This window comes from Streptomyces sp. NPDC017993, assembly GCF_044328065.1.
Lineage (GTDB): Bacteria > Actinomycetota > Actinomycetes > Streptomycetales > Streptomycetaceae > Streptomyces.
In genome coordinates, this window is the sequence record NZ_JBIRGO010000003.1 from 1 (window position 1) to 14,540 (window position 14,540).

The 14,540-nt window shown below is 69.4% G+C and carries 6 protein-coding genes, 1 tRNA gene and 1 rRNA gene; 7 read left to right on the top strand and 1 reads right to left on the bottom strand.

Annotated elements, in window-relative coordinates:
* From rrf to ACH4FH_RS05415, 3 genes are all read left to right on the top strand, one after another.
* Positions 1-92: ribosomal RNA gene (rrf, locus tag ACH4FH_RS05405) — 5S ribosomal RNA — on the top strand; the annotation flags it as partial.
* Between the two features lie 116 nt (positions 93-208).
* Positions 209-886: a DegT/DnrJ/EryC1/StrS family aminotransferase gene (locus ACH4FH_RS05410; protein WP_398554422.1), complete on the top strand. Its 678-nt coding sequence runs from the start codon at positions 209-211 to the stop codon at positions 884-886.
* A gap of 57 nt (positions 887-943) precedes the next feature.
* Positions 944-1,016, top strand: a tRNA-Thr gene (locus ACH4FH_RS05415).
* Between the two features lie 140 nt (positions 1,017-1,156).
* Here the strand turns inward: ACH4FH_RS05415 and ACH4FH_RS05420 are convergent.
* The gene (locus ACH4FH_RS05420; protein ID WP_398554423.1) at positions 1,157-3,826 is read right to left on the bottom strand and encodes a SpoIIE family protein phosphatase; all 2,670 of its coding nucleotides are present in this window, start codon (positions 3,824-3,826) and stop codon (positions 1,157-1,159) included.
* 263 nt (positions 3,827-4,089) lie between these two features.
* On the opposite strand from ACH4FH_RS05420, the gene ACH4FH_RS05425 reads away from it, so the two are divergent.
* The 4 genes from ACH4FH_RS05425 to ACH4FH_RS05440 all read left to right on the top strand — a co-directional run bounded on the left by ACH4FH_RS05425 (position 4,090) and on the right by ACH4FH_RS05440 (position 14,437).
* Positions 4,090-9,615: a HAMP domain-containing protein gene (locus ACH4FH_RS05425; RefSeq protein WP_398554424.1), complete on the top strand. Its 5,526-nt coding sequence runs from the start codon at positions 4,090-4,092 to the stop codon at positions 9,613-9,615.
* 255 nt (positions 9,616-9,870) lie between these two features.
* Positions 9,871-10,530, top strand: coding sequence for a two-component system response regulator (locus ACH4FH_RS05430; RefSeq protein ID WP_393893295.1), 660 nt, complete (start codon positions 9,871-9,873; stop codon positions 10,528-10,530).
* A gap of 92 nt (positions 10,531-10,622) precedes the next feature.
* Positions 10,623-13,403 (top strand): DNA translocase FtsK, encoded by a 2,781-nt coding sequence (locus ACH4FH_RS05435; RefSeq protein WP_398554425.1) that lies wholly within the window; start codon positions 10,623-10,625, stop codon positions 13,401-13,403.
* Between the two features lie 224 nt (positions 13,404-13,627).
* The gene (locus ACH4FH_RS05440; protein WP_398554426.1) at positions 13,628-14,437 is read left to right on the top strand and encodes a helix-turn-helix domain-containing protein; all 810 of its coding nucleotides are present in this window, start codon (positions 13,628-13,630) and stop codon (positions 14,435-14,437) included.
* Positions 14,438-14,540 lie beyond the last annotated feature (103 nt).

A 14,540-nucleotide genomic window follows, 5' to 3' on the forward strand; every position in this document is an offset into this window, starting at 1 on the left:
CGCCCGGTTACATTTCGAACCCGGAAGCTAAGCCTTTCAGCGCCGATGGTACTGCAGGGGGGACCCTGTGGGAGAGTAGGACGCCGCCGAACAATCATTCAGCTCCGGTCCCTGAACCTCTTGGTTCAGGGACCGGAGCTTTTTTGTTCTGATTTTCAGGTGGTGCTCGTAACGTGACGTTCACTTGGCCTGACCAGGATCCGCAGACATGGGGACATTCGAAACGCTCAAGTCCGCCGGTGTGCGAGCCGGCGATGAGGTCGTGGTGCCCGCTTACGGCAACGCCGAAGTGGCCGAGGCGGTCGTGCAGTTGCGTGCCGTGCCGGTGTTCGCCGATGTGGACGCCGACAGCTACTGCGTCGACCCGGCGGCTGTGTCGGACGTCGTGACCAGCAGGACCGCGGCGGTTGTCGCCGTACACCGCTTCGGCCGGCGTGCGAACGAGGCATGGATACGTGAGATCGGCCAGCGCCATGGGTTGCTTGTGGTGGTCGAGGAAGAGCCCGGGGCGGACCCGGAAGGCGTCGAGCGGCGCCGGGAGCATGCGTCATACCTGGACGGCAGGCTCAGTGGGGTTCGGACGCCGGGGCCTGCCGTGGGGCACACGTACGAGCGGTATGTCGTGCGGGTGCCGGGGAACGGGCGGCCCGACCGGGACGCGTTCGTGCGCGCCGTGCGGGCCAAGGGCGTGATGTGCCGGGTTCCTGTGCAGGCGCCTGCGTATCGGATGCCGGGGCTGCGGCGGGATGTGTTTCTGCCGCACACCGAGCGGGCCGTTGACGAGACGCTGGCGCTGCCGGCGCATGCGGGGCTGTCGCGGCGGGAGTTGCACAAGGTCGTCGGTGCCTGCAATGCGCTGGGGGGATTGCTGCAGCCGGCCTTTTGATCCGATGGGTGGTTCGGAGGCGCCGCGGACTTCAGGTATGATCTATCCCGTTGACGCGCCCCAATAGCTCAGTCGGCAGAGCGTCTCCATGGTAAGGAGAAGGTCTACGGTTCGATTCCGTATTGGGGCTCAGAGAACAAAGGCCCCCGCCATTCGGCGGGGGCCTTTGTCGTGTCCGGAAGTTGACGGGACTTCAGCCGCAGGGCGCTTCCGCGAGGGTGAGGGGGAGAGTGAGGGCCGGATCGGGAGGATCCGGCCCTTGGACGGGTGTCAGTCGGCCGGGATCTCGGGGACTCGCATGGCGAGGATGGCCATGTCGTCGGAGGCCGGTTCCGCCGCGAAGCGTTCCACGGCGCGCAGGACGCGGGCGGCGACGGCGCCTGCGGTCAGGCCCGTGCAGGTGGTCAGGACGTCGGTGAGGCCGTCGTCGCCGAGCATGCGGGTGCCCTCGCGGCGCTCGGTGACGCCGTCGGTGACGCACAGGAGAACGTCGCCCGGGTCGAGGGTGACGTTCTGCTCGTAGAGTTCGAGGTCTTCCATGACGCCGAGGAGCGGTTGGGGTTCCGCGGCCGGCTCGACCGAGCCGTCCTGGCGCAGGCGCAGCGGCAGTGGGTGCCCGGCGCAGACGACCTTGAGGAGGGCGCTGCCGTCCTCCTGCGGCCACAGCTCGCCGTAAAGGAGCGTCAGGAAGCGGCTGCGGGCGCCCTCGTCGAGGATGGCGGCGTTGAGTCGCTCCAGGACGGCGGGGCCGCTGAAGCCCTCGCGGGCGAGCAGGCGCAGGGCGTGGCGGGCCAGGCCGGTGACGGCGGCAGCTTCTGGGCCCGTGCCGCAGACGTCGCCGATGGCGAAGCCGTACGCGCCGTCGCGGATCGGGAAGAGGTCGTAGAAGTCGCCGCCGACCTCGTTGCCCTCGCCTGCCGCGCGGTAGATGACCTCGACCTCGACGCCGCGGACGTCGGGCAGCTCCGGGGGCAGCAGGCTGCGCTGGAGGGACTGGCTGATGGCCGTGCGCTCGGAGTAGAGGCGGGCGTTGTCCAGGGCGAGGGCCGCCCGGCGGGAGAGGTCCTCGGCGAGTTCGAGGATCTCCTGGCGGAAGTGCTCCTCGGTGGGCTTGCCGAGCGTGAGCATGCCGATGACGCGGTTGCGCGCGACGAGGGGGAGCACGACGGTTTCGCCGCCGACGGCGGAGGCGGTGGCGAGCGTGGCTCCGGGGCCGGTCGAGGGGCGGGCGGAGTTGCCCAGGCCGAGGCTGCGCAGGGACGTGCGCAGGGCGGCGTCGTGCGCGGCGTCGGTGGGGGCGGTCCAGACGCGGGCGCCGGGGGTGGGGACCGGCTCGGGCGGATCGACCTTCATCAGGAGGGTCTTGAGGCCGTCGATGCGGTCCTCGTCCTCGTGCAGGACGTAGGAGAGCTCGGGTTCCGAGCTCTGGTCGGCGACGGTGTAGACAGCGCACCAGGTGGCGAGGGTGGGGACCGTCATCTGGGCCATCAGGGCCAGGGTCTGGTCGCGGTCGAGGGTGCCGGCCAGGAGGTCGGAAGCCTCGACGAGGAAGGAGAGCGAGCCGCGGCGGAGCCGTTCCAGTTCGGTCAGGCGGGCGCGCTCGACGGCGAGGGCGATGCGGTCGGCGGCGAACTGGAGGCGCAGCGCCTCTTCGTTGGTGTAGCGGCCGGCGGCCTCCGCCGCGACGCCGAGGGAGCCGGTCAGCCGGCCCTCGACCTTCAGCGGGACGGTGACCACCGAACGCATGCCCGTGCCGCTGAGCAGCGGGACGGCGCCGGGGACGGCGGTGAGGTCCTCGTGGACGGCGGGCATCCGGGCGGAGCCGTAGCGTCCGGAGCCGGCCTCGACCGGGACGCGGGCGAACCGCTGGCGGGCGGAGGGCAGGCCGGTGGAGGCGCGGACCTCCAGCTCGGTCTCGTCGTCGGTGGCCAGCAGGAGGTAGGCGGCGTCGCCGTCGAGCATGTCGCGGGCGCGTTCGACGGTGCGCTGGAGGAGGCCGTCGAGGTCGTCGGGGGCCGGCGAGCCGATGAAGACCTCGAAGGGATCGGACGGGCGGCCCTCCGACTGGGCGGCCTGGGAGGCGGCGTCCGGGGCGGGGGTGCGCTGCGGGCTCTGCAGGATCGCCCGTTCGTGGTCGCGGACCAGGAGACAGACGGTGGACGCCTCGCCGTCGGCGTCGCGGACGCGGAGGTGGGAGGCGTACACGGGGACGACCCGGCCGTCGGCGCCCCTTATGCCGTAGGAGCCCTCCCAGCGGGAGAGCTGGAGGGCCTCGGCGATGCCGGTGCCCGTGCCGGGGGTGTGCGGCCAGGCCGCGAAGTCGGTGAGCGGCTTGCCGATGACCTGCTCGGGGTCGTACGCGAAGAGGTCCTTGGCGTCGTCGTTCCAGAAGCCGATGCAGCCGCTGCGGTCGATCTGGACGACCGCGACCCGGACGCGGCTGTCGGTGACCGGGAGGGCGTCGACGGGGAGGGCGGGGCCGGCGGAGCGGGTGCCTGCGGGGCGCTCGGGGAGGTCGAGCTGGAACCAGACGTGCTTCTGGGCGGCGGTGTACTCCACGCCCCACCGGGAGGCGAGTGCGCCGCACAGGAGGAGGCCGCGGCCGCCCTCGCGGTCGGGGTGGACGATGGTTTGGCCGGAATTCTGGAGCGGAATCTCACGTTCGGGGTAGCGATCGGCGACGGAGATGCGTACGCCGCCGTCCGTCCGCAGGCACAGCACGTCCGCCGCGGTGCCCGCGTGCACCACGGCGTTGGTCACGAGCTCGCTCGTCAACACGACGGCGTCGTCGACGATGTCGCCGTAGCCCCAGCCCTGGAGGGTGTCACGGACGAACGCACGGGCAGTGGCGACAGAGCGCCCGACCGGCTCGAAAGTGGCGGCGGCCCGCGCGGTGATCACTGGTCTCCTCGTGCGTGTGTCGGTGATCTGCTCCCCCATGCTGCGGCGCCCCTCCGAATACCTGTTGTGCTCGCACCACCGCCCGTACTGGATGGCCGGGGCGGGGTGGACAGCCGTATGCCAGGTTACTTACCTTCGCCGCGCCTGCGGATGCCGGTCACGTGTGTTTCCGCCCCAATCGTGCACCGGGACGGGTGTGCGATGCTGCCGAACTGTTATGGCCTCGTTGGGCCATGGTGAAACACTGGGCAAGCATCACGAGAAAGCCTGGGTAGAACGGTCGACCCTGCGGGAGGGACACGGTGGAGTCAGGCGCAGCGGCGCGGGGCGCAAGCACACGCGCAAAAGGCGGACGATCCCGGAGTAATGGGACGACCGAGGTGGATACGGCTGCCCTGAATCGGCTGTTGGTCGCTCTTGTCGCCATGCGGGACGGGAACTTCCGCAAGCGGTTGACGGTTTCCGGCGACGGCGTCATGTCGGAGATCGCGGCGGTATTCAACGAGGTGGCGGACCGCAATCTGCACCTGACGGGTGAGCTCGCCCGGGTGCGCAGAGTGGTCGGGCGTGAGGGAAAACTCACGGAACGGCTGGAGGTCGGCGCCTGCGAGGGTTCCTGGGCCGCGGCCATCGACGCCTCGAACGCCTTGGTGGACGACCTCGTACGGCCCGTCTCCGAAGTGGGGCGCGTGCTGTCGGCGGTGTCCGAGGGCGATCTGGAACAGCGGATGGACCTGCGCTCGCGCAGTTCGGACAGCTCCTCGGAGCACCCGCTGCGGGGCGAGTTCCTCAAGGTCGGCCGTACGGTCAACGGTCTGGTCGACCAGCTCTCGGCGTTCACCGACGAGGTCACGAGGGTGGCCAGCGAGGTTGGTACGGAGGGCAAGCTCGGCGGCCAGGCGCGGGTGCGCGGAATGTCGGGTTCGTGGAAGGACCTCACGGAATCCGTCAACACGATGGCTTCCCGGCTCACCGCCCAGGTGCGTGACATTGCTCTCGTGACCACCGCGGTCGCGAAGGGTGATCTGTCCCGGAAGGTGACGGTTCACGTCGCCGGCGAGATGCTGGAGCTGAAGAACACCGTCAACACGATGGTGGATCAGCTCTCCTCGTTCGCCTCCGAGGTCACCAGAGTCGCCCGCGAGGTCGGCACGGAAGGGGAGCTCGGCGGTCAGGCGCAGGTCCCCGGTGTGGCCGGCGTGTGGAAGGACCTCACCGATTCGGTCAATCTCATGGCCGGAAACCTCACCGCCCAGGTCCGGGGCATCGCCCAGGTCACGACCGCGGTCGCGAACGGCGATCTGTCGCAGAAGGTCACGGTCAGCGCGCGCGGCGAGGTCGCGCAGCTCGCCGACACCATCAACACCATGACCGAGACGCTGCGCACCTTCGCGGACGAAGTGACGCGGGTGGCGAGCGAAGTCGGAGCCGAGGGACAGCTCGGTGGTCAGGCACAGGTGCCGGGCGCGGCGGGGACGTGGAAGGACCTCACCGACTCGGTGAACACCGCCTTCCGCAACCTCACGGCCCAGGTGCGGGACATCGCGCAGGTGACGACGGCGGTCGCCAACGGTGACCTGTCGCAGACGATCACCGTCGACGTGGCCGGCGAGATGCTGGAGCTGAAGAACACCGTCAATACGATGGTGGGTCAGCTGTCGTCGTTCGGTGCCGAAGTGACGCGCGTGGCGCGGGAGATCGGCGTCGAGGGTGAGCTGGGCGGCCAGGCGGCCGTGCCGGGCGCGGCGGGGACGTGGAAGGACCTCACGGACTCTGTGAACACCGCCTTCCGGAACCTGACCGGGCAGGTCCGCAACATCGCGCAGGTGACGACGGCGGTCGCCAACGGCGATCTGTCCCAGAAGGTCACCGTCGATGTCTCCGGCGAGATGCTCCAGCTGAAGAACACCGTGAACACCATGGTGGACCAGCTGTCGTCGTTCGCCGATCAGGTCACCCGGATGGCCAGGGACGTGGGCACGGAGGGCCGGCTGGGCGGCCAGGCCCGCGTGGACGGTGTCAGCGGCACCTGGAAGGAACTCACCGACTCCGTCAACTTCATGGCGGGGAACCTGACCTCGCAGGTGCGGCAGATCGCCCAGGTGACCACGGCGGTCGCGCGGGGCGACCTGTCGCAGAAGATCGACGTCGACGCGCGCGGCGAGATCCTGGAGCTGAAGAACACCATCAACACGATGGTCGATCAGCTCTCCGCCTTCGCCGAGCAGGTCACCCGGGTCGCCCGGGAGGTCGGTACGGACGGCAGGCTGGGCGGCCAGGCACAGGTGCCGGGCGTCGCGGGCGTCTGGCGGGACCTGACCGACTCGGTGAACGGCATGGCCGGGAACCTGACCGCTCAGGTCCGCAACATCGCGCAGGTCGCCACGGCGGTCGCGCGCGGTGACCTGTCGCAGAAGATCGACGTGGACGCCCGGGGCGAGATCCTGGAGCTGAAGAACACCCTCAACACGATGGTCGACCAGCTGTCGTCCTTCGCGGAGCAGGTCACCCGGGTCGCCCGTGAGGTGGGCACCGAGGGCATCCTGGGCGGCCAGGCCGAGGTGCAGGGCGTCAGCGGGACCTGGAAGGACCTCACCCAGTCCGTCAACTTCATGGCGAACAACCTGACCTCGCAGGTGCGCAACATCGCCGAGGTGACGACCGCGGTGGCCCGCGGTGATCTGTCGAAGAAGATCACCGTCGACGCCAAGGGCGAGATCCTCGAACTGGTCACGACCGTCAACACCATGGTCGACCAGCTGTCCTCGTTCGCCGAGCAGGTGACGCGGGTGGCCCGTGAGGTGGGCACCGAGGGGCAGCTGGGCGGTCAGGCGCGGGTGCCGGGTGCCACCGGTATCTGGCTGGATCTCAGCGACAACGTGAACCTGATGGCGAACAACCTGACCATCCAGGTGCGCAACATCTCGCAGGTCTCGGCGGCGGTCGCCAACGGCGACCTGACGAAGAAGGTGACGGTCGAGGCGCGCGGCGAGGTCGCGCAGCTCGCCGACACGGTCAACACCATGGTCACGACGCTGTCGTCGTTCGCCGACGAGGTCACGCGAGTGGCCCGTGAGGTGGGCACCGACGGCATCCTGGGCGGCCAGGCCCGCGTCCCCGGCGTCGCCGGTACGTGGAAGGACCTCACCGAGTCGGTGAACTCCATGGCCAACAACCTCACCGGCCAGGTCCGCAACATCGCCATGGTCACCACCGCCATCGCCAAGGGTGATCTGACCAAGAAGATCGACATTGACGCGCGCGGCGAGATCCTCGCGCTGAAGACCACCATCAACACCATGGTCGACCAGCTGTCGTCCTTCGCCGAGCAGGTCACCAGGGTGGCCCGCGAGGTGGGCACGGAAGGCCAGCTGGGCGGTCAGGCGCAGGTGCGGGGAGTGGCCGGCACCTGGAAGGACCTGACCGAATCGGTGAACGAGATGGCGGGCAACCTGACCCGCCAGGTGCGGGCCATCGCCGCGGTCGCCGCGGCGGTCACCCTCGGCGACCACAACGTCCGCATCGACGTGGACGCGGCCGGCGAGATCCTGGAGCTCCAGGACAACGTCAACACCATGATCTCCACGCTCCGCGAGACCACCCTCGCCAATGAGGAACAGGACTGGCTCAAGGGCAACCTCGCCCGCATCTCGGGCCTGATGCAGGGCCGGCGCGACCTCAAGGACGTCGCCACGCTCATCATGAGCGAGCTCTCGCCCGCGGTCTCGGCCCAGCACGGCGCCTTCTTCCTCGCCGCGCAGCCCGACAGCCAGGAGATCGGCGCGGACGGCGGCGAGGCGGGCGCGTACGAGCTGCGGCTGATGGGTTCGTACGGCTACGCCATGGGCGGGATGCCGACGACCTTCCGGCCGGGCGAGACGCTGATCGGCACGGCCGCGGAGGAGGGGCGCACCATCCTGGTGGAGAACGTTCCGTCGGGCTACCTCAAGATCGCCTCCGGGCTCGGGGAGGCCCCGCCGGCCAACGTGATCGTGCTGCCGGTGCTCTTCGAGGACAAGGTGCTGGGCGTGATCGAGCTTGCCTCGTTCCAGCCGTTCACCCAGATCCAGAAGGACTTCCTCAGCCAGATCGCGGAGATGATCGCCACCAGCGTCAACACCATCTCGGTCAACACCAAGACCGAGGTCCTGCTCAAGCAGTCGCAGGAGCTGACCGAGCAGCTCAAGGAGCGGTCCGGTGAGCTGGAGAGCCGGCAGAAGGCGCTGGAGCTGTCCAACTCCGAGTTGGAGGAGAAGGCCGAGCAGCTGCGTGCGCAGAACCGCGACATCGAGGTGAAGAACACCGAGATCGAGGAGGCGCGGCAGGTCCTGGAGGAGCGTGCCGAGCAGCTCGCGGTCTCCATGCGCTACAAGTCGGAGTTCCTGGCGAACATGTCGCACGAGCTGCGCACACCGCTCAACTCGCTGCTCATCCTCGCCAAGCTGCTGGCCGACAACGCCGAGGGGAACCTCTCCCCGAAGCAGGTGGAGTTCGCCGAGACGATCCACGGGGCGGGCAGCGACCTGCTCCAGCTGATCAACGACATCCTCGACCTGTCGAAGGTCGAGGCGGGCAAGATGGACGTCAGCCCGACACGGATCGCGCTGGTCCAGCTCGTCGACTACGTCGAGGCGACGTTCCGGCCGTTGACCGCGGAGAAGGGACTCGACTTCTCCGTACGGGTCTCCCCGGAGCTGCCCGCGACGCTGCACACCGACGAGCAGCGGCTGCTCCAGGTGCTGCGCAACCTGTTGTCCAACGCGGTGAAGTTCACCGACAGCGGCGCTGTGGAGCTGGTCATCCGGCCGGCCCGCACGGATGTGCCGGTGGCGATCCGGGAGCAGCTGCTGGAACACGGTTCGCTGCGCGACCCGGACGCCGACATGATCGCCTTCTCGGTGACCGACACCGGTATCGGTATCGCGTCCAGCAAGATGCGGGTCATCTTCGAGGCCTTCAAGCAGGCGGACGGCACCACCAGCCGCAAGTACGGCGGTACGGGTCTTGGCCTGTCCATCAGCCGGGAGATCGCCCGGCTGCTGGGCGGTGAGATCCATGCGGCCAGTGAGCCCGGCCGCGGCTCCACCTTCACGCTGTACCTGCCGCACAACCCCGGTGGGCTGCCTCCGCAGGGCTACCCGCAACTGGTGGCCGGCGGGCTGGCGATGGACGCGGAGGCACGCGAGACGGAGGTCGTGCGGCAGGCCGAGGCCGAGGAGTTGCAGGGCGACGAGCCGAACGACGTCGGCACCCTCAACCGGCGGCGCCGGCGCGCCGTTTCGGGCGGTGCCCGGCGGTTCGCGCTGCCGCCGTCGTCCCTCCCGCCGAAGCATCCGGCGCAGGCGCCTTCGCAGCCGTCCCAGCCCGCGCAGCCGACCACGCAAGCGCCCGCGGACGAGCAATGGCTCGGCAACGGACAGGATCTGGTGGCCCCGGGGCCCGAGGGCGGGTTCCACGGTGAGAAGGTATTGATCGTCGACGACGACATCCGCAACGTCTTCGCGCTCACCAGCGTCCTGGAGCAGCACGGGCTCTCGGTGCTGTACGCGGAGAACGGCCGGGAAGGCATCGAGGTGCTCGAACAGCACGACGATGTGGTCCTGGTGCTGATGGACATCATGATGCCGGAGATGGACGGTTACGCGACCACGTCCGCGATCCGTCGGATGCCGCAGTTCGCCGGGCTGCCCATCATCGCGCTGACCGCGAAGGCGATGAAGGGCGACCGGGAGAAGAGCATCGACTCCGGAGCCTCCGACTACGTGACCAAGCCGGTGGATACCGATCATCTGTTGTCGGTCATGGAGCAATGGATGCGCGCGGAGTGACGGGGCGTCCACTATGGAGCCGAAAGAGGATCACCGCGTGCTGACTCAGGGTCGCCGTGGACGTGTGGAAGCGTGGGATTCGGGGAACCTTCTGGTCCCCCGCCGCGTTTCTGCTACGTGCACAGTGACATCGCGGTGACAGGGTGTGGCGACAAGCGGGGTGCAGCTACCATGACCGGCACAAGGACGGGCGGCGTGACGGAGTCGTCCCCTGGGGCGGCGTCCGGTTCCATGCCGGGGCGAGGAGGGCGGGCCATGGTGCAGAAGGCCAAAATCCTCCTGGTTGATGACCGGCCGGAGAATCTGCTGGCGCTGGAGGCGATCCTCTCTGCGCTCGATCAGACGCTGGTGCGGGCATCGTCCGGGGAGGAAGCGCTCAAAGCACTGCTCACGGACGACTTCGCGGTGATTCTGCTCGATGTGCAGATGCCGGGAATGGATGGATTCGAGACTGCCGCGCACATCAAGCGGCGGGAGCGGACCCGCGACATCCCGATCATCTTCCTCACGGCCATCAACCACGGGCCGCACCACACCTTCCGCGGCTACGCGGCCGGTGCGGTCGACTACATCTCCAAGCCGTTCGACCCGTGGGTGCTGCGGGCGAAGGTCTCGGTCTTCGTCGAGCTGTACATGAAGAACTGCCAACTGCGTGAGCAGGCCTCTCTGCTGAGGTTGCAGCTGGAGGGCGGGCGGCCGAGCCCCGACGAGGCGAAGGAGTCCGCGGGGCTGCTCGCCGAGCTGTCGGCGCGACTTGCCGCGGTCGAGGAGCAGGCGGAGGCGCTGTCCAAGCAGTTGGACGAGTCGGCGGACGCCGCGGCGGTGGCCACCGCCGCGCATCTGGAGCGGAAGCTGACCGGACTGCGCAGAGCGCTGGACGCACTCGAGCCGGGGTCGGGAAACGGCGCGGGGTAACTGACGCCCCCTCATGAGGTGCGCGTGCGACACGAATGGGTGAAACGCCGTGCGCTCGTGTCACGCGCGTCGTCCGCTGTAATCTCGACACCATGGCCTCACGTACGTCCGGCAAGGGAACCCAGAGCACGGCGGGCCCCTCGAAGCAGCGCGCCGGACAGCCCGGAGGCGCCGCCAAGAAGGCCGCCGCGAAGAAGGCTTCGCCCGCCAAGAAGCCACCGGTGAAGAAGACCGCGGCCGCGAAGCGGGCGCCGGCCAAGCGGGCGCCCACGAAGAAGGCGGCCCCGAAACCGGCGCCGTCGCCCACCGGTGGCATCTACCGCCTCGTCCGTGCCTGCTGGCTGGGAGTGGCGCACGCCGTGGGGGCGCTGTTCCGCGGCGTGGGCCGCGGTGCGAGGAACCTCGACCCGGCACACCGCAAGGACGGGCTGGCGCTGTTGCTGCTCGGCCTGGCGCTGGTCATAGCGGCCGGCACCTGGTCCAACCTCAGCGGCCCGGTGGGTGATCTCGTCGCGCTGCTGGTGACGGGTGCCTTCGGCCGGCTCGACCTGGTCGTACCGATACTGCTGGGCGGCATCGCCGTACGGCTCATCCGGCACCCCGAGCAGCCCGAGGCCAACGGCCGGATCATCATCGGGCTGTCCGCGCTGGTCGTGGGGGTCCTCGGTCAGGTCGCGATGGCCTGCGGGTCGCCAGGCCGGGACGAGGGCGTGGCGGCGATGCAGGACGCCGGCGGGTATGTCGGCTGGGTCGCCTCCAAACCGTTGATCTTCGCTGTGGGGCAGACCCTCGCCGTGGCGCTGCTGGTGCTGCTGACCGTCTTCGGACTGCTGGTGGTGACCGCGACGCCGGTGAACGCCATCCCGCAGCGGCTGCGGGCGCTCTGCGTGAAGCTGGGCGTGCTGGAGCCCGCGGAGCCCGTGGCGGCCGCCGGGGAGTGGGACGAGTACGACGACGAATGGCGCGAGCAGCCCGCCCGCCGGCCGCGGCGCGGCGCCGCGGGGGATGCGAACGACCCGGACGCGCGGGAGGAAGAGGCGCTGGCCAAGCGCCGTCGTCGGCGCCGGGGGTCCGTGCAGCCCGATGGCGACCAGACGATGGACGCGGTGGACGTGGCCGCCGCGGCCGCCGCCTCCCTGGACGGCGCGGTACTGCACGGCGTCCAGCCCTCCCCGCTCGTCGCGGGGCTGAGCAGCAGCATCTCCGGGGAGCGGCGGGAGCGGCGGGAGCGCGGCGGCGAGAGCGGCACGGGGGAGAGCGGCTCGGTGCCGCCGGCCCGGGGCCCGGAGCCGTCGGCCGCCGTCGAGCAGACCCCCGCGGTGCCGGACTACACCAAGGCCGCGCCGGAGCCGTCCGGAGAGCTGCCGGCGCGCGCCGAGCAGCTCCAGCTGTCCGGCGACATCACCTACTCGCTGCCCTCGCTCGACCTGCTCGCCCGGGGCGGCCCCGGCAAGACCCGCAGCGCCGCCAACGACGCCATAGTGGCGTCACTGACCACGGTCTTCCAGGAGTTCAAGGTCGACGCCGCGGTCACCGGCTTCACCCGGGGGCCGACGGTCACCCGCTACGAGGTCGAGCTGGGCCCGGCGGTGAAGGTCGAGAAGATCACCGCGCTGGCCAAGAACATCGCGTATGCCGTCGCCAGCCCGGACGTCCGCATCATCAGCCCGATCCCCGGCAAGTCCGCGGTGGGCATCGAGATCCCCAACACCGACCGCGAGATGGTCAACCTCGGTGACGTTCTGCGGCTGGCCGACGCGGCGGGTGACGAGCACCCGATGCTGGTGGCGCTGGGCAAGGACGTCGAGGGCGGCTACGTCATGGCGAACATGACGAAGATGCCGCACGTCCTCGTGGCCGGTGCCACCGGCTCCGGCAAGTCCTCCTGCATCAACTGCTTGATCACCTCCGTCATGCTCCGCGCCACTCCGGAGGACGTGCGGATGGTGCTGGTCGACCCCAAGAGGGTCGAGCTGACCGCCTACGAAGGCATCCCGCACCTCATCACGCCCATCATCACCAACCCCAAGCGTGCCGCCGAGGCGCTGCAGTGGGTGGTCCGCGAGATGGACCTGCGCTACGACGACCTCGCGGCGTACGGCTTCCGGCACATCGACGACTTCAACGAAGCGGTCCGCAGCGGCAAGGTCACCTCGCCCGCGGGCAGTGAGCGCGAGCTGGCGCCCTACCCGTATCTGCTGGTCATCGTGGATGAGCTGGCGGACCTGATGATGGTGGCGCCGCGGGACGTGGAGGACTCGATCGTCCGAATCACGCAGCTCGCCCGCGCGGCCGGTATCCACCTGGTGCTCGCCACCCAGCGGCCGTCCGTCGACGTGGTCACCGGCCTGATCAAGGCCAATGTGCCCTCCCGCCTCGCCTTCGCCACCTCCTCGCTCGCCGACAGCCGGGTCATCCTCGACCAGCCGGGCGCCGAGAAGCTGATCGGCAAGGGCGACGGGCTGTTCCTGCCGATGGGCGCCAACAAGCCGGTCCGTATGCAGGGCGCCTTCGTGACCGAGTCCGAAGTCGCGGCAGTCGTCCAGCACTGCAAGGATCAGATGGCGCCGGTCTTCCGTGACGACGTCACCGTGGGCACAGCGAAGAAGAAGGAGATCGACGAGGACATCGGCGATGACCTCGATCTGCTGTGTCAGGCCGCTGAGCTGGTCGTTTCCACCCAGTTCGGGTCGACTTCCATGCTTCAGCGCAAGCTGCGGGTGGGCTTCGCCAAGGCCGGACGGCTGATGGACCTCATGGAATCGCGCAACATCGTCGGGCCGAGCGAGGGATCCAAGGCACGCGATGTCATGGTGAAGCCGGATGAATTGGACGGAGTGCTCGCGGTGATCCGGGGAAAGGCTACCGAGTAGCACACACGTCCGGCCCACCCGTACGAGACGGGACGCAACCGTTTCTCCTGCCGATACGTCAAGTTGAGGGAGGTGAGGGAACGATGCTGCAACATCAGGCCCGCCGGCTCCGACTTCGGGCGTTCTGATGGCGTACAAACTCTGCTCTCCCGCTTGCCCGACCCTTTCGCTCCACCCCTAGACTGAACCTCCAGCAGGTGGCTACACGCTCGAAAGGCGCCCCCGTGTCCATCGGCAACTCCCCCGAAGACGACCGGCCTTCCGTCGGTCGCGCCCTCCAGCAGGCCCGTATCGACGCACAGCTGACCGTCGAAGAGGTCAGTACGACGACACGGGTGCGCATCCCCATCGTGCACGCGATCGAGCAGGACGATTTCTCGCGCTGTGGCGGCGACGTCTACGCCCGGGGACACATCCGTACGCTCGCCCGCGCCGTCGCCCTCGACCCCGAACCGCTCATCAACCACTTCGACGCCGAGCACGGCGGACGGCCCGCACCGACCCCCGCCGCGCCGCTCTTCGAAGCCGAGCGCATGCGCGCGGAGCCCCGGCGACCCAATTGGACCGCCGCGATGGTCGCGGCGATCGTGGCCGTCGTCGGCTTCGTCGGCTTCACGATGTTCAACGGCGGGGAGAAGGACAGCGGCGGCCCGATCGCGTCCGACGACACCGCGGGTGCCCGCAAGCCGGCGCCCGCCCCCAGCACCACCAGGCCCACCCTCAAACCCGACACCCCCCAGCCCTCCGACAGTGCCATTGCCGGTCTGCCCAAGGACAAGGTCACGATCAAGGTGACCGCCCGGGACGGCCAGAGCTGGGTGTCCGCCAAGGACGCCAACGGCAAGCTCCTCCAGGACGGTCTGCTCAAGCAAGGCGAGTCCAAGACCTTCACCGACAAGAAGCGGATCGACCTGGTCCTCGGTAACGCCGGAGCCGTACAGCTGTACGTCAACGGCAAGGAGGTCAAGCAGGTCGGCGACGAGGGATCCGTGGAGCGGCTCAGCTACACCCCCGGAGACCCGCAGGCGGGCTGAGACCCGGCACGACCCCCCTCCGCCGCCAGGCCCCGGATGCCCGGGACCGGCGGCGGAGACCTGGGCGCAATGGGTACGGCCGGGACGAAGTAGGCTGAGCCTC